Consider the following 16,721-nt stretch of genomic DNA (forward strand, 5'->3'; position numbering starts at 1 on the left):
GAATGCCGGACTCGGGGAGGTGCGAATGGTCTGCGAGCAGCAAGCGGCCCGCTACTCGGACGTCTTCGCCCTGCGGGAGTTCCGTGCCCTGTTCGCGGCCCAGCTGCTGTCGGTGCTCGGCGACCAGTTCGCCCGGGTGGCGCTGTCGGTGCTGGTGTTCGACCGCACGCAGTCGCCGAGCCTGACCGCCCTGGCCTACGCCCTGACATACCTGCCGGACCTGTTCGCGGGGCCGCTGCTGGCCGGCATCGCGGACCGCTATCCGCGCCGAACGGTGATGGTGGCGACGGATCTGGCCCGAGCGATTCTGGTGGCGCTGATGGCGTTGCCGGGGGTGCCGCTGCCGCTGCTGTGTGCCCTCCTGGTTGGTGTGCACGCGCTGGGGGCGCCGTTCAGCGCGGCACGGGCGGCGACGCTGGCCCAGGTGCTGCGGGGCGACCGCTACGTGCTGGGCACGGGCGCGGCCGACATGGTGGACCAGCTGGCCCAGGTGCTGGGTTTCGCGGTGGGCGGCCTGGTGGTCGTGGCCACGGGCCCGGACCGTGGCCTGCAGATCGACGCGGCGACGTTCCTGGTGTCGGCGGTGATCGTCCGCCTGGGCGTGCACGACCGCCCGGTGCCGGCGTTCCCGACGGTGCGCGACCCGGTGCAGCCGTGGTGGCCGTCCCTGGTGACGGGGGCGGTGACGGTGTGGACGACGCCGAAGCTGCGGGCCCTGGTGCTGCTGGCCTGTGTCGCCGGTTTCTACGTGACGATCGAGGCGCTGGCGGTGCCGTACTCGGTCGCCGTGACGGGCTCGGACGGCGCGGTCGGCCTGCTGCTGGCGGCCGGCCCGGCCGGTGCGATCGTCGGCATGTGGGCGATCAGCCGCCTGCTGCCGGGCCGCCGGCTCAGACTGCTCGGCCCGCTGGCCGTGCTGGCCAGCCTTCCCTTGGTGCTGGCGGCTTTCCGTCCCTCGGTGCCGGTGATGATCGTGTTGTTGGTCGTGTCCGGCATCGGCTCCGCCTACCACATGGTCGCCCGCTCGGCGTTCGTGCAGTCGGTGCCGGATCACGGCCGTGGCCAGGCTTTCGGCCTGGCGGTGACGGCGTTGCGGACCGCACAGGGCACGGGCCTGCTGCTCGCGGGCGTGTGCGCGGAGGCGTTCGGGGCCCCGGCGGTGTTGTCCGGTGCCGGTGTCACCGGCACACTGGTCGCGACGGTGGCGGGCCTGACCTGGTACCAGGCCCGCCGCCGCCGTTAGACCTCACCAGTTGTTGGCATCGTCGAACACGATGGAATTCCCTTCTGTCGTGGGGAGATCGTCCGCCAGTTGCTACGCGTGACGCCGCCGTGACGGTTCAGCGCGACAATGTCGGCCATGCCGCTCATCACCGATGTGACGTGCCCGCAGCTGGTTCCCGGCGACCCGGGCTACGACGAGGCCCGCCGGGTCTGGAACGGGGAGATCGACCGCAAGCCGGCGATCATCGCTCAGGTCACCGGTCCCGCCGACGTGGCCGGCTGCCTGGCCTACGCCCAGGCCAACGGCCTGGACGTCACAGTCCGCGGCGGCGGGCACAACATGGGCGGCGCGGCGGTCGCCGACGGGGCCCTGATGATCGACCTGAGTGGCCTGCGCACCGTGCACGTCGACCCTGAGGCGCGGACTGCGCGAGTCGGCGGCGGCGCCACCAACGCCGACCTCGACGCGGCCACGCAGGCCCACGGTCTGGCGGTGCCGGCCGGGACGTACAGCGACACCGGCATCGGCGGCCTCACCCTTGGCGGCGGATTCGGTTGGCTGACCGGGAAACACGGCCTGGCGGTGGACAACCTGATCTCGGCCGAGGTGGTGCTGGCCGACGGCCGGGTGGTGCGGGCCTCCACCGACTCGCACCCCGACCTGTTCTGGGCGTTGCGGGGCGGTGGCGGGAACTTCGGTGTGGTCACGGAGTTCGAGTACCGGCTGCACCCGGTCGGCCCGTTGGTCGACGTGGGCCTGTTCTTCTTCGAGATCGAGCGCGGGACGCAGGCTCTGAGGCTGGCCCGCGACTTCGCGCCGACGCTGAACGGCGGCGGCATGATGGTCGTCGGCATGACCGCGCCGCCGGCCCCGTTCGTGCCGGCCGAACACCACGGCAAGCTCGGCTACTCGGTGCTGCTGGCCGGTTTCGACGGCACCGAGGCCTTTTCCGAGCTGGCCCAGCGGGTCCGGGACACGCTGCCGCCGCTGTTCGAGCTGGTGACCCCGTTGCCCTACACCGGGTTGCAGAAGATGCTCGACGGCATCGGGTACCGCGGCAACTACGCGTACGAGAAGTCGGTCTACGCCGAGGACCTCACCGACGGGCTGATCGACGTGCTGGTGGCCAACCTGCCGGGCAAGGCCTCGCCGCTGTCGGCCACCCCGATCGCGCTCATCGCCGGCGCCTATGCCGACGTGCCCGACCACGCCACCGCCTTCGGCGGCACGCGGAGCCCCCGCTTCGCCGTCGGCATCACCGCCATCTGCGCGGCCCCCGAGCTGCTGGCCGCCGACCGCGCGTGGGTGCGTGCCTACTGGGAGAAGCTGCTGCCGCACGCCAGCAACACCGGCGGCTACGTGAACTTCATGGCCGACTACGAGCAGGACCGGGTCAAGGTCGCCTACGGTCCGGTGAAGTACGAGCGGCTGGCCCGCGTCAAGGCCGCCTACGACCCGGGCAACGTGTTCCGCCACAACGGCAACATCAAGCCGGCCCAGGGCTGAGTCTTTGGCGCCGCCTTCGGCGTCGCGGCTCGGCCCCTCGGACCCGGTGCCTTCGCTTGCCGGATTTCGAGCGCCGCGTCGGCTTGGGCGGTGGGGTGCGTCAGGTGGCGGCGTTCGAAATCCGGCAACCGCTCCAGGCACCGGCGGGGCCGAGCGCTCTCCGGGGTACCGGCCTAAGTGTTGTGAACGCGCCTTTCCCCAGCCGCCACCCGATTCGCGTGCTGGCGCGTACCCTGAGCCGCCAACGCAGGAGAGTGCGCGGCCCCGCCGACGCTTCGCACGGTTGCTGGATTTCGGCCGCCGCCACCCAACGCGCCCACCCACCTGAGCCGACGCGGCGGGCGAAATTCAGCAAGGGCGAGGCGTCGGCCCTGAAGGGGCCGAGCCCCGCGCGGAACGCGCGGCAAAAAGCACAGTAGCCTTCCGCGCGTGCCTGCCAACTCACTACCGGGCAAGGTCGCCATCGCCCCGCCCCGCCCGAGCAAGATTGAGCCGACCGCGCCCGAGCGGCTGGCCGCGGCCATCGGGGCGCGGCTGGACCACGCCGAGAGCGCTCAGCCCGTCACGGGCGTGACACTGCGCGCCCAGCACGTGCGTCCGGGCGACCTGTACGCCGCGCTGCCGGGCTCACGGGCCCACGGGGCGGACTTCGCCCACGAGGCGCTGCGCGCCGGCGCGGTCGCGGTGCTGACGGACCCGGCCGGCGCGGAGCGAGAGTCCCTCAAGGACGTTCCGCTGCTGGTGCACGACGACCCCCGAGCGGTTCTCGGCGCGGCGGCGTCCACGGTGTACGGCAACCCGTCGCAGCGGCTGAAGGTGCTGGGCGTCACGGGCACGTCGGGCAAGACGACCACGACGTACATGCTGGAGGCGGGCCTGGCGGCGGCCGGCCTGAGCACGGGCCTGATCGGTGGCGTGGAGCTGCGCGTCGCCGGCGAGCGGATCGAGAGCGCGCTGACCACCCCCGAGGCCCCGGACCTGCAGGCGCTGTTCGCGGTGATGCTGGAGAAGAGCGTCACGCACGTGCCGATGGAGGTGTCGAGCCACGCCCTGGCGCTGGGCCGGGTCGGCGGCACGCACTACGCGGCGGGCGCCTTCACCAACCTGTCCCAGGACCACCTGGACTTCCACCCGGACCTGGAGGACTACTTCCAGACCAAGGCGCGGCTGTTCGACGGCCGGGCCGAGGTGGAGGTCGTCTGCACCGACACGCCCTGGGGCGACCGGCTGGTCAAGCCGGCCACGATCACCGTGTCCACCGCGCATGACGCGACCTGGACAGCCAGCGACATCGTGGTCTCGCGCTCGGGCTCGCAGACGTTCTACGCGCACGGGCACGGCCGCAAGCTGGCGGTGGAGATCCTGCTGGCCGGCTCCTACAACGTGGCCAACGCGCTGACGGCGATCGCCGTGCTGGACGCGATCGGCGTGGACGAGAAGGCGATCGTCGCCGGCCTGGCCAAGGTGCAGGTGCCGGGCCGGATGGAGCGGGTCGACCTCGGCCAGGACTTCACCGCGGTGGTCGACTACTCGCACAAGCCGGCGGCGGTGGCGCTGGCCCTGGACGCCGTGCGGGCCCGGGCCGAGGGCCGGGTGCTCGTGGTGCTGGGCTGCGGCGGCGACCGCGACGCGGCCAAGCGCCCGCTGATGGGCGAGGCGGCGGCGGTGCGCGCCGACCTGACGATCGTCACAGACGACAACCCTCGCAGCGAGAACGCGTCTGACATCAGGGCGCAGATGCTCGCCGGCGTGCCGGCCGACCGGCGGGACACGGTGGTGGAGATCGCCGACCGCCGCGCGGCCATCCGGCACGCCGTCGGGCAGGCCCGCCCCGGCGACGTGGTGATCGTCGCCGGCAAGGGACACGAGACCGGCCAGGAGGTCGCAGGAGTGATCCACCCATTCTCCGATCGGGACGAGCTGACCGCGGCCATCGCGGAGGTGGCCCGGTGATCGAGCTGACCCTGCGCGAGATCGCCGACGTGGTCGGCGGCCGCCTGCACAGTCCTGACAACTCTGGGCAAACCGGGGACGTAAAGATCACCGGCACCGTGGAGTTCGACACCCGCGCGATGACCAAGGGCGGCCTGTACATCGCGCTGCCCGGCGCCCGCGTGGACGGCCACGACCTGGCGGCCCAGGCCGTTGAGCAGGGCGCGGCCGGCGTGCTGGCCGCCCGAGAGGTCGACGCGCCGGCGGTGATCGTGCCGCCGGTCACCGACGGCAACGCCCGCGCCTTCGTGCTCAGCAGCGACAAGGACGGCTCCGGCGCGGCGGTGCTCGCCGGCCTGGCCCGGCTCGCGCGGCACGTCGCGGACCGCCTGCCCGACCTGACGATCGTCGGCGTCACCGGCTCGTCCGGCAAGACCTCGACCAAGGACCTGATCGGCCAGGTGCTGGCCCCGCTGGGCACGACCGTCGCGCCGCCCGGCTCGTTCAACAACGAGCTCGGCCACCCGTGGACGGTGCTGCGGGCCGACCAGGACACCAAGTACCTGGTGCTGGAGATGTCCGCCCGGGGCCTGGGCCACATCGCCAAGCTGTGCGAGGTGGCCCCGCCCCGTATCGGTGTGGTGCTCAACGTCGGGACCGCGCACATCAGCGAGTTCGGCTCCCGGGAGGGCATCGCCCAGACCAAGGGCGAACTGGTCGAGGCCCTGCCCGAGGACGGCCTGGCCGTGCTCAACGCCGACGATCCGCTGGTCGCCGCCATGGCCAGCCGGACGAAGGCCCGCGTGGTCCTGGTCGGCGAGACGGAGTCTGATTCTCTGGGAAAGGCCGACATCAGGGCCACCGACATCACGCTCGACGACCAGGCCCGCGCCAGCTACCGGCTGGTCACGCCGCAGGGCGAGGCCGACGTGAAGCTGGCCGTGCACGGCGCGCACCAGGTCGGCAACTCGCTGTCCGCCGTCGCGGTCGCCCTGGAGTTGGGGGCTACCGTCGAGCAGGCCGCGCAGTGGCTGACCAACGCGCAGCGGGCGTCCGAGCACCGCATGGACGTCCGGACCCGGGCCGACGGCGTGACCGTCGTCGACGACGCGTACAACGCCAACCCCGAGTCGGTCCGGGCGGCGCTGAAGAGCCTGGCCACGATGGCCCGCGCGGGCGGCGGCCAGCGCCGCTCCTGGGCCGTGCTGGGCAAGATGGCCGAGCTCGGCGACTCCCACGTGAGCGCGCACGACGAGATCGGCCGGCTGGCCGTGCGGCTGGACATCAACCGGCTGGTCGTGATCGGCGAGGCGGCCCGGCCGATGCACCAGGGCGCCCATCTGGAAGGCTCTTGGGGAGAAGAGTCGGTGCTGGTGCCGGACGTCGACGCGGCCGTGGCCCTGCTGCGTGACGAGTTGCAAGCCGGTGACGTCGTGCTGGTCAAGGCGTCCAAGTCCGAGGCCCTGTGGCGGGTCGCCGAGGAGCTGCTCAACACATGAAGAACATCCTGGTCGCGGCCGCCGTCGCGCTGGTCGTGTCCATCCTGCTCACGCCGTACCTGATCCGGGTCTTCTCCCGGCAGGGCTTCGGCCAGGAGATCCGGGAGGAGGGTCCGCAGAGCCACCAGAAGAAGCGTGGCACGCCCACCATGGGCGGCGTCGCCATCCTGGTCGCGATGTGGGCCGGCTACCTGGTCTCCCACCTGTACAGCTACATGGCCCGCAGCTCGACCCAGGCCGACGTGCCGATCAGCATCACCGGTCTGCTGATCCTGTTCCTGACCTCGGCGCTGGGCCTGGTCGGCTTCCTGGACGACTTCATCAAGATCCGCAAGCAGCGCAACCTGGGCCTCAACGCCACGGCCAAGCTGGTCGGGCAGTTCGTCGCCACCATCACCTTCGCGTTGCTGGCGGTCCAGTTCGCCAACCGGGACGGCATCACCCCGGCCTCGGTGAACCTGTCCTTCGTGCGCGACGTGTCGGTGATCTCCTTCGGCACCGTCGGCTTCGTCGTCTTCTGCTACGCCGTGGTCAGCGCCTGGTCCAACGCGGTCAACCTGACCGACGGCGCCGACGGCCTGGCCGCCGGCACCTCGGCGATGGTGCTCGGCTCGTACGTGATCATCTCGTTCTGGCAGTTCCGCTGGAACTGCGCCACGGTGACCTCGCTGGGCTGCTACATCGTGCGCGACCCGCTGGACGTGGCCCTGGTGGCGGCCTCGGCGATGGCCGGCTGCATCGGCTTCCTGTGGTGGAACGCGGCCCCGGCCAAGATCTTCATGGGCGACACCGGCTCGCTGGCGCTGGGCGGCCTGGTCGCCGGCCTGTCCATGGTCACCCGCACCGAGCTGCTCATGATCATCATCGGCGGCCTGTTCGTGGTCGAGGTGGTCTCGGTCAGCAGCCAGATCGCGGCGTTCCGCACCACCCGGCGACGACTGTTCCGGATGGCCCCCTTCCACCACCACTTCGAGCTCGCCGGCTGGGCCGAAACCACGGTGATCATCAGATTCTGGCTGTTGGGCGGCATCTGCTGCATGTTCGGCCTCGGGCTGTTCTACAGCGACTGGCTGAGTCTGAGTGGATGACCGAGGGCAGATGAGCGACGGCATGCGGGTCCTGGTCGCCGGGGCCGGGGTCACCGGCCCCTCGGTGGTGCGCGCACTGCTGGCCGACGGGGCGCACGTGACGGTCACCGACGGCAACGCGGACCGGCTGGCCAAGCTGGCCGGGCCGGGGGTGGAGCTGGCGGTCGGCCTGACCGAGCCGCCGGCCGGCACCGACCTGGTGGTGACCGCGCCGGGCTGGAAGCCGACCGCGCCGCTGCTGGTGGCGGCGGCCGAGGCCGGCATCGAGGTCATCGGCGACGTGGAGCTGGCCTGGCGGACGTGCCAGCGGATGGCGACGCCGCCGGCTTGGCTGGTCGTCACCGGCACCAACGGCAAGACCACCACCGTGGGCATGCTGGAGTCGATCCTCAAGGCGGCCGGCGTCCACGCGATCGCCTGCGGCAACATCGGGCTGCCGGTGCTGGAGGCGCTGGAGAGTGCCCCCGAGGTGCTGGCCGTGGAACTGTCCAGCTTCCAGCTGCACTGGGCCCCATCGGTGCGCCCGGCCGCGGGGGCGCTGCTCAACATCGCCGAGGACCACCTGGACTGGCACGGCTCGCTGGAGGCGTACGCGCAGGCCAAGGCCCGGGCGCTGACCGGCGAGGTGGCCATCGGCGGCGTCGACGACCCGTACGTGGCCAAGCTGCTGGTGAACTCGCCGGCGCCGCGCAAGGTCGGCGTCACGCTGGACGAGCCGATCGACGACCAGCTCGGGCTCGAAGGCGGCAAGCTGGTCGACCGCGCCTTCGGCGACGAAGACCTGGTCTCCATAACCGACGTCACCCCCGGTGGCCCGCCCGGGCTGACCGACGCCCTGGTGGCGGCGGCGGTGGCGCGGGCCTACGGCGTGCCGGCAGCGGCCGTGGCCGACGGGCTGCGTGGCTACCGGCCGGCGGCCCACCGCGCCGCGGTGGTCGCGGAGCTGGCCGGCGTGACCTACGTGAACGACTCGAAGGCGACCAACCCGCACGCGGCCGCCGCCTCGATCCGGGCCCACGACCGCGTGGTGTGGATCGCCGGCGGCCTGCTCAAGGGCGCCTCCGTGGACGAGCTGGTGGCCGAGGCCGCGCCCCGGCTGGCCGGCGTGGTGCTGATCGGGCAGGACCGGGACGTGATCGCCGCCGCGCTGGCGCGACACGCGCCGGATGTCCCGGTCCGCTCCGTGACCGCGGGAGACGATGGGGCCATGACGAGTGCGGTCGAGCTGGCGGGCGCAATGGCACGTCCGGGTGATGTCGTGCTGCTGGCACCGGCGGCGGCGTCCATGGACATGTTCACCGACTACGGACACCGGGGACGCGCGTTCGCCGACGCGGTGCTGACCCGTCTCGGCCTGCCCACATGACAACCACGCCGGCCAAGGAGCGGGCCGCGCGCCGCACGCGGAGCACGAGCCTGGTCTCCTCGCTGCGGCAGGGCCTGACCGCATGGCTGGGCCGCCCGCTCGCGTCGTTCCACCTGCTGCTGGCCGTGTTCGGCCTGCTCGCGGTGATCGGCCTGGTGATGGTGCTGTCCGCGTCGGCGGTGCAGGACGCGCAGAAGACCACGCTGTCCAGCTTCGGCAAGCCGATGCTGCTGGACGCGCTCGGCCTGATCGGCTTCTACCTCGGGCTGCGTGTCCCGCTGCGTTGGCTGCGCCAGTTCAGCCCCACCCTGCTGCTGATCTCCGGCGCGCTGTTGGCGCTGGTGCTGACGCCGCTCGGCTCCGGTGCCAACGGCCGCGAGCACTCCTGGTTCACCCTCGGCTCGCTGTCGTTCCAGCCGGTCGAGTTGGCCAAGGTGGCGCTGGCCCTGTGGGGCGCGCACGTGCTCGTGACCAAGCGGGCCCTGCTCAGCCAGTACCGGCACCTGCTGGTGCCGCTGGTGCCGGTGTCCATGGTGCTGTTCGCGCTGATCATGCTCCAGCCCGACCTGGGCAGCACCGTCAGCCTGGGCATCGTGCTGCTGGCCCTGCTCTGGTACGTCGGCGCGCCGATGCGGCTGTTCGCCGTGGTGCTGGGCAGCGCGGCCGCCGCGGTGGTCGTGTCCTCCCTCGGCAGCGGCTACCGCAACACCCGGCTGCTGGTGTTCCTCAACCCCGGCTCGGACCCGCTCGGCGCCGGCCAGCAGCCGCTGCAGGCGCTGTACGCGCTGGCCGACGGCGGCCTGTTCGGCCGCGGCCTCGGCCAGGGGCCGTCCAAGTTCAACTATCTGTCCAACGTCCAGAACGACTTCATCTTCGCGCTCATCGGCGAGGAGCTGGGCTTCATCGGCGCGCTGGTGGTGCTGGGCCTGTTCGGCATGCTGGCCGTGGTCGGCCTGCGTATCGCCGCCCGCAACACCGACCCGTGGATCCGGCTGGTGGCCGCCGCGCTGACCGCGTGGGTGGTCGGCCAGGCCGCCATCAACATCGGCTACGTGATCGGGTTGCTTCCCGTCACGGGTATCACATTGCCGCTGATCTCGGCGGGTGGCACGTCAATCGTGATAACCATGATGGCGTTCGGGATCCTCGCCAACTGCGCCCGCAACGAGCCGGACGCGGTGGCGGCGCTGCGCTCCCTCGGCCCCGGCCGGGTCGGTGGGCTGCTGCGGCTGCCGGCGCCTGAACCGTACCGGCCGCCAGCCCGGCGCAAGCCGGTGCGACCATCGACACCGCCGCGCGGGAGCTCCCCGCGCGCCACCGGGCGCACCGGTGGCAGCCGGGCCGCCGCGCCCTCGCCCGAGGAGCGGCGACGGGTGCACCGCTCTGCGCCGCCGACCGAGTATCGACGGCGCAGCGCCTGGCGCTCCGGCCACGGACGTTCGACAGAAGGAGGACGGCGTTGACCGCCCCAGACCGGATGGGCCCCTGCGTTGTCGTCGCGGGCGGCGGGACCGCCGGCCACATCGAGCCGGCGTTGGCGCTGGCCGACGCCGTGATGCGGGCCCGCCCCGACGCCCGGGTGGTCGCGCTGGGCACGGCGCGCGGCCTGGAGAGCAAGATCGTGCCGGCCCGGGGCTACCCGCTGGAGATGATCCCGCCGGTGCCGATGCCCCGTAAGCCCACGCCCGACCTGCTCAAGATGCCGCTGAAGGTGCGGGAGGCGATCAAGCAGACCCGGGCGGTGCTGGACCGGGTCGGCGCCGACGTGGTGGTCGGCTTCGGCGGCTACGTGTCGCTGCCGGCCTACCTGGCCGCCCGCGGCCGGGTGCCGATCGTGGTGCACGAGGCCAACGCGATGGCCGGCCTGGCCAACAAGGTCGGCGCCAAGTTCGCCGCCAAGGTGGCCGCCGCGGTGCCCAACTCCGGCCTGCCCGACGCCCAGATCATCGGCATCCCGCTGCGCTACTCCATCACCTCCATGGACCGCGCCGCGCTGCGGGCCCAGGCCCGCCAGTACTTCGGGCTGCACCCGACCGCGCCGGTGCTGTTCGTGTCCGGCGGCTCGCAGGGCGCCCGGACGCTGAACAACGCCGTGTCCAACTCCGCCGCCGCGTTCGCGCGGGCCGGCGTGAGCGTGCTACACGCGCACGGCCCCAAGAACACGCTCGTGGTGCAGGACGTCCCGGGCGCGCCGCCGTACGTCGCGGTGCCGTACGTGGAGCGGATGGACCTCGCCTACGCGGCGGCCGACCTGATGCTGTGCCGTTCCGGCGCGATGACCGTGGCCGAGGTGTCCGCGGTCGGGCTGCCGGCGGTGTTCGTGCCGCTGCCGATCGGCAACGGCGAGCAGCGCTTCAACGCCCTCCCGATCGTGGAGTCCGGCGGCGGCCTGCTCATCCCCGACGACGAACTCACCCCGGAGCGGGTCGTGGACGAGGTACTGCCGCTGGTCGGGGATCGCACCCGGCTGGCCGTGATGAGCAACGCCGCCCGCAACGGCGGCCACCGGGTGGCCGCCGACGTGCTGGCCCAGATGGTGCTGTCCGTGGTGAACAAGTGAAGCCGCCGATCCACTTCGTCGGCATCGGCGGCGCCGGCATGAGCGGCATCGCCCGCATCCTGCTGGCCCGCGGGGTCGAAGTGTCCGGGTCGGACGCCAAGGACTCGCGCACCGTGCTCGCGCTGCGGGCGCAGGGGGCGCGCATCGAGCTGGGCCACGCCGCCGAGCACCTGGGCGACGCCGAGACGCTGGTGGTGTCCAGCGCCATCAAGCCGGACAACCCGGAGCTGGTCGAAGCCAAGGCCCGCGGCATCACCGTGCTGCACCGGTCACAGGCGCTGGCCTCGCTGATGGTGGGGCGGCGCGCGGCCTGCATCGCCGGCACGCACGGCAAGACCTCCACCACCTCGATGCTCACGGTGGCCTTGCAGCACTGCGGGCTCGACCCGTCGTTCGCCATCGGCGGCGACCTCAACGAGTCCGGGGCCAACGCCCACCACGGCACCGGCGACGTGTTCGTGGCCGAGGCCGACGAGAGCGACGGCTCGTTCCTGGTGTTCGAGCCGACGGTCGCCGTGGTCACCAACGTCGAGGCCGACCACCTGGACCACCACGGCACGGTCGAGGCCTACGTCGGCGTCTTCGACGCCTTCGTGCAGCGTATCGAGCCCGACGGCGTGCTCATCGCCTGTTCCGACGACCCCGGCTCGGCCGCGCTGGCCGACCGGGCCGAGAAGCTCGGCGTGCGGGTCCGGCGCTACGGCGCTGACGGCCCGGACGCGCGGATCCTCTCGTACCAGCCGGTGGAGACCGGCGGGCTCGCCGTCGTGGAGATCGAGGGGGAGCGGGTCGAGGTGCGGACCGCCGTGCCCGGCGCGCACATGGCCGCCAACGCGGTCGGCGCCCTGCTGGCCGGGCTCGAACTCGGCGCCCCCCTGGACGGGCTGCTGGCCGGGTTGGCCGCCTTCGGCGGCGTGCGGCGGCGGTTCGAGTTCAAGGGCAAGACCGGCGGGGTGCGCCTGTACGACGACTACGCCCACCACCCCACCGAGGTCGCTGCCGCCCTGCGCGGGGCCCGCCCGGTGGCCGGCGACGGTCGGCTACTGGTGATCTTCCAGCCGCACCTGTACTCGCGGACGCGGGAGTTCTCGGCCCAGTTCGGCGAGGCCCTCGGCCTGGCCGACGAGGTGGTCGTGCTGGACGTCTACGGCGCGCGGGAGAGCCCCATGCCCGGCGTCACCGGGGCGCTGGTCGCCGACGCCGTGACCCTGCCCGACGGGGCCGTGCACTACGAGCCCTCGTTCGACCGGGTGCCGGCCCTGATCGCCGGCCTGGTCAAGCCGGGCGACCTGGTGCTGACCATGGGGGCGGGTGACGTGACCATGCTCGGTCCCGAGATCCTCGCCGCCGTGACCCCGGCCCCGTGAAGCCGGCATCCGGCTCTGTGATTTCGGCTCTGTGACTGGGGAGGCGCGTTGACCGAGGAGGCGGGGCCGCCCGAGCGGCCGGCCCGCGAGCGGTCCGGTTCCGACCGGACTGCTTCGGACCGGTCCGCGTCGCAGCGGTCCGGCGTGGGCCGGTCGGACTCGGCCCGGTCGGCCTCCGAGCGCTCGGGTTCCGCGGACCGTTCCGGCGCTGCGCGACGTGTCTCGGAGCGCTCCGGCGTGACTCGGTCCTCCTCGGCTCGCGGCGGCTCAGGCCGGTCCGATGCTGAGCGATCTCGTTCGGACCGGCCCGCCTCCGGTCGTGCCGCCGACCGTTCGACCCGGTCGGACGCCGAACGATCCGGTTCTGGGCGGCCCTCCTCCGAGCGACCCATCTCCGCCCGCGCCCGGCGGGTCGAGCGGGGCCGCTCCCGGCGTCGCGGCCCGAGCCGGGCCAAGATCATGCGGCGGCGCGTGGTCGCCCTGGTCCTGGTCCTCGGCACCCTCGGCCTGCTGTACGGCGTCTACTTCACGCCGCTGCTGGGCGTGCGGTCGGTGCAGGTGCTGGGCACCAAGGACCTGAACCAGAAGCAGGTCCTCGACGCCGCCGCGGTGAACTCCGGCTCGCCGATGCTGACCATCAACCTGGCGGCCATCCGCGACCGGGTCGCCCAGATCAACCGGGTCGCCTCGGTCAACGTGTCCCGCTCGTGGCCCGGCACCGTGCGCATCGACGTCGCCGAGCGGGTGGCCGTCGGCGTGATCAAGGCCCCGGACGGCGCGCACCTCGTCGACCACACCGCCAAGGACTTCGCCACCGTCGCGTCCGCGCCGGCCGGCCTGCCCGAGCTGGAGCTGCCGCGCGCCGACCCCACCGATCCGACCGCCGTCGCGGTGGTCCAGGTCCTGATGGCCGTGCCCGACAAGGTTCGCGCCGAGGTCCTGTCGGTGTCGGCCAAGTCGCCCAACTCGGTGGTGCTGGCCCTCTCCGCCGGCCGCCAGGTCCGCTGGGGCGGCTCCGCCGACTCCACCCGCAAGGCCGGCGTCCTCACCGCCCTGATGAGCCAGCCCGGCAAGGTTTACGACGTCTCCAGCCCCCAGCTAGCCACCATCTCCAACCCCTGACCTTCGCGAGTCCCGCTCTCGGGCAACCGAAATACAGGTTTCGGACACGTTCGGAACCTGTATTTCGTGTGCTCCAGAGCGGGACTCGCGGGGTTATGCGGTCCAGCCGGTTTTCAGGCCGGCGCCGGACAGGGGCACGACCACCTCGCCCCACGAGCCGGCGGCGGCACGGGCCGCGGCCCAGCACACCGCGGCGGTGTCCTCGACGTACCAACCCTTTCGGGCCAGCTCGGTCCGGCCGGCCAGCAGCTGCTCTTCGGTCACGGTGGCGAAATCGTCGACGGCGGCGAGGATTTCCGCGCCACGGGCCGGGGCGGCGATGGCGATGCCCTCGGCGATGGTCGGCTCCGCGGCCACCGGCAGCGGCGTCGGGGAACCCGCGCGCCAAGCGGCAGTCAACGGTGCACAGTTGGCTGCCTGTACGGCCACGATCCGCGGGGCCTTCGGGATCCGCCCGGCCGCCAGCAACCCTGCCACCGCTCGGGTGACTCCGAGCACCAAAGTCCCGTTGCCCACCGGCAGCACGAAGGTGTCCGGCAGCCGCCCGCCCAGCTGCTCCCACACCTCGAAGGCGTAGGTCGCCGTGCCCAGGTGGAACACCGGGTTGTAGACGTGGCTGGCGTAGAACGACCCGCCCCGCTCGACGGCCGCCACAGCCGCGGCGGCGGTCGCCTCCCGGTTGCCGGGCACCAGGTTGATCATGGCGCCGTGCGCCCTGACCTGCGCGATCTTCTTCGGCGAGGTGTGCTCGGGCACGAAGACCTCGGCCGGCAGCCCGACCCGCGCCGAGTAGGCGGCCACAGCGGTGCCGGCGTTGCCGCTGGAGTCGGCGATCACCCGCGAGGCCCCGGCGGCCAGCGCCTGGGCCAGCAGCAGCACCACGCCGCGGTCCTTGAACGACAAGGTCGGGCTCGCATACTCGACCTTGACGGAGATGCCGTCGCCGGCCGCCAGCAGCGGAGTGATCCCCTCACCCAGCGTGGCCAACCGCCACAGTTCCGCCGGCACGCCCAGGGCCTCGGCGTAGCGCCAGGTGGTCAGGGGCCGGCCGGCCAGCTCGGCCAGCGGCACGGGGGCCGCGGGCGGCGCGGCCAGCCGCATCGGCGCGCCGCAGCAGCGCCACGCCGGATCGGCGAACTCGAACCGTCGGCCGCACTCGGGACAGACACGCACGGGACCAGGCACGACCCCACCGTACTGGCTACCCACCGTGACCGTGGCCGGCGGTGAGGTGATCTACGTCAAGGCGCCGCCGCGGCTTGTTCCACAAGTGCTGCCCCGATGTCCGGGAACTGTCCGGACCTCGCCCCGCGGCACACGGGCGCGGGTCGCACAGACTACGCTCTGCAGTGCGTGGTTCGGCGTGGATGCCGCACTCGGGGACATGCCTGATTGAGGGGCGGCCGACACCTCGGCCGTCGAAGACCTGGGTCCGTGTTCGGCGTGGCTGCTGGACCGTCGCACCTGTGGTGCATACCGTCCACCCCAATGTCGGGGTTGACATAACTTGAAGCCTCTGGTTGAGGTCGAGGGTTTGACCGGAGCCTGGCCGGGGGCGGCCAGGACGGGAAGGTGACCACCGCAGGACGAGAGCTCGAGTACCACGATCAGGAAGGCGGATCCGATGACGCCCCCGCACAACTACCTCGCGGTGATCAAGGTCGTCGGCATCGGCGGCGGCGGCGTCAACGCCGTCAACCGCATGATCGAGGTCGGGCTCAAGGGCGTCGAGTTCATCGCGGTGAACACCGACGCGCAGGCGCTGCTGATGTCCGACGCGGACGTCAAGCTCGACATCGGCCGCGAGCTGACCCGCGGCCTCGGCGCGGGCGCCAACCCCGAAGTCGGGCACAAGGCCGCCGAGGACCACCGGGAGGAGATCGAGGAGGTCCTCAAGGGGGCCGACATGGTCTTCGTGACCGCCGGCGAGGGCGGCGGCACGGGCACCGGCGGCGCGCCGGTGGTCGCCTCCATCGCCCGCAAGCTCGGCGCGCTCACCATCGGCGTGGTCACCCGGCCGTTCAGCTTCGAGGGCAAGCGCCGGGCCAAGCAGGCCGAGGACGGCATCACCCAGCTGCGCAACGAGTGCGACACGCTGATCGTGATCCCCAACGACCGGCTGCTGCAGCTCGGCGACGTCGGCGTGAGCCTGATGGACGCCTTCCGCTCCGCGGACGAGGTGCTGCTGTCCGGTGTCCAGGGCATCACCGACCTGATCACCACCCCCGGTCTGATCAACCTGGACTTCGCCGACGTGAAGAGCGTCATGTCCGGCGCCGGCAGCGCGCTGATGGGCATCGGCTCGGCCCGCGGCGAGGGGCGGGCGGTGCAGGCCGCGCAGAAGGCGATCAACTCGCCGCTGCTGGAGGCGTCCATGGACGGCGCCCACGGTGTGCTGCTGGCCATCGCCGGCGGCTCCGACCTGGGCCTGTTCGAGATCAACGAGTCCGCGTCGCTGGTCCAGGAGGCCGCGCACCCGGACGCCAACATCATCTTCGGCACGGTGATCGACGACTCCCTCGGCGACGAGGTGCGGGTCACGGTGATCGCGGCGGGCTTCGACAGCGGCGGCCCCACCCACAAGAAGCTGGAGCCGACCGCGCTGACCTCGCCCTCGAGGCCCAGCACGGCCACCGCCGTCGCCGAGTCCGGGCAGCTGAGCACGCCGGCCCCGCAGCAGCAGCCGGTGCAGCAGCAGCCGCACATCCAGCAGCAGCCGCACACGCCGACCCCGCCGCCGTCCAACGGCTACACCTCGGTGCCGCCGTCCAACTCCGGCTACCAGCAGCCGAGTTCCCAGGGCTCCGGCCTGCCGCCGGTGAGCCGGCCCGGCAACGGCTACCAGTCCTCCACGGAGCACCGCGGCTCGCTGCCGTCGCGGGCCGTGCCGCTGCCGGAGGACCCCGACGACGAGGTGGACGTCCCGCCCTTCATGCGGCGCTGACCCCACCCCCTCCCCACCTGAGTGGCTCACTTGACTTTGCCGTCAAGTGAGCCACTCACGTGCGTGTTCGGGGTCAAATGAGCCACTCAGATGGGGAACCGCCGGGGTAGGG

The 16,721-nt window shown here is 72.5% G+C and carries 12 protein-coding genes; 11 read left to right on the forward strand and 1 reads right to left on the reverse strand.

Going from position 1 to position 16,721, the window contains the following annotated elements; genetic code table 11:
* Nucleotides 1-25: 25 nt before the first annotated feature.
* The 10 genes from JJ691_RS47370 (at nt 26) to JJ691_RS47415 (ending at nt 13,665) form a co-directional block, all read left to right on the forward strand.
* Complete coding sequence (locus JJ691_RS47370) at nt 26-1,243, forward strand: MFS transporter (protein ID WP_211765919.1); 1,218 nt, start codon at nt 26-28, stop codon at nt 1,241-1,243.
* A 117-nt stretch (nt 1,244-1,360) separates the two neighbouring features.
* Complete coding sequence (locus JJ691_RS47375; protein WP_249227487.1) at nt 1,361-2,731, forward strand: FAD-binding oxidoreductase; 1,371 nt, start codon at nt 1,361-1,363, stop codon at nt 2,729-2,731.
* A 429-nt stretch (nt 2,732-3,160) separates the two neighbouring features.
* Nucleotides 3,161-4,684 (forward strand): UDP-N-acetylmuramoyl-L-alanyl-D-glutamate--2,6-diaminopimelate ligase, encoded by a 1,524-nt coding sequence (locus JJ691_RS47380; protein WP_211765921.1) that lies wholly within the window; start codon nt 3,161-3,163, stop codon nt 4,682-4,684.
* Nucleotides 4,681-6,162: a UDP-N-acetylmuramoyl-tripeptide--D-alanyl-D-alanine ligase gene (locus tag JJ691_RS47385; RefSeq protein ID WP_211765922.1), complete on the forward strand. Its 1,482-nt coding sequence runs from the start codon at nt 4,681-4,683 to the stop codon at nt 6,160-6,162. Before JJ691_RS47380 ends, JJ691_RS47385 begins: the two co-directional genes overlap by 4 nt.
* Nucleotides 6,159-7,250: a phospho-N-acetylmuramoyl-pentapeptide-transferase gene (mraY, locus tag JJ691_RS47390; protein WP_211765923.1), complete on the forward strand. Its 1,092-nt coding sequence runs from the start codon at nt 6,159-6,161 to the stop codon at nt 7,248-7,250. The genes JJ691_RS47385 and mraY overlap by 4 nt, the downstream gene beginning before the upstream one ends.
* 10 nt (nt 7,251-7,260) lie before the next feature.
* Nucleotides 7,261-8,616, forward strand: coding sequence for a UDP-N-acetylmuramoyl-L-alanine--D-glutamate ligase (murD, locus tag JJ691_RS47395; RefSeq protein WP_211765924.1), 1,356 nt, complete (start codon nt 7,261-7,263; stop codon nt 8,614-8,616).
* The gene (locus JJ691_RS47400; protein ID WP_211765925.1) at nt 8,613-10,079 is read left to right on the forward strand and encodes an FtsW/RodA/SpoVE family cell cycle protein; all 1,467 of its coding nucleotides are present in this window, start codon (nt 8,613-8,615) and stop codon (nt 10,077-10,079) included. Before murD ends, JJ691_RS47400 begins: the two co-directional genes overlap by 4 nt.
* Before the next feature lie 14 nt (nt 10,080-10,093).
* Nucleotides 10,094-11,176, forward strand: a complete 1,083-nt coding sequence (murG, locus tag JJ691_RS47405) for an undecaprenyldiphospho-muramoylpentapeptide beta-N-acetylglucosaminyltransferase (RefSeq protein ID WP_211772176.1) — start codon at nt 10,094-10,096, stop codon at nt 11,174-11,176.
* Nucleotides 11,173-12,543 (forward strand): UDP-N-acetylmuramate--L-alanine ligase, encoded by a 1,371-nt coding sequence (gene murC, locus JJ691_RS47410; protein WP_256449329.1) that lies wholly within the window; start codon nt 11,173-11,175, stop codon nt 12,541-12,543. Before murG ends, murC begins: the two co-directional genes overlap by 4 nt.
* 471 nt (nt 12,544-13,014) lie before the next feature.
* Complete coding sequence (locus tag JJ691_RS47415; protein ID WP_249227488.1) at nt 13,015-13,665, forward strand: cell division protein FtsQ/DivIB; 651 nt, start codon at nt 13,015-13,017, stop codon at nt 13,663-13,665.
* Between the two features lie 93 nt (nt 13,666-13,758).
* On the opposite strand, the gene JJ691_RS47420 is transcribed toward JJ691_RS47415, so the two are convergent.
* Nucleotides 13,759-14,850: a pyridoxal-phosphate dependent enzyme gene (locus JJ691_RS47420; protein WP_211765927.1), complete on the reverse strand. Its 1,092-nt coding sequence runs from the start codon at nt 14,848-14,850 to the stop codon at nt 13,759-13,761.
* 439 nt (nt 14,851-15,289) lie between these two features.
* On the opposite strand from JJ691_RS47420, the gene ftsZ reads away from it, so the two are divergent.
* Nucleotides 15,290-16,609: a cell division protein FtsZ gene (gene ftsZ, locus JJ691_RS47425; protein WP_211765928.1), complete on the forward strand. Its 1,320-nt coding sequence runs from the start codon at nt 15,290-15,292 to the stop codon at nt 16,607-16,609.
* Nucleotides 16,610-16,721: the final 112 nt, after the last annotated feature.

This window comes from Kutzneria sp. CA-103260, from assembly GCF_018263855.1.
Classification (GTDB): Bacteria; Actinomycetota; Actinomycetes; order Mycobacteriales; family Pseudonocardiaceae; genus Kutzneria.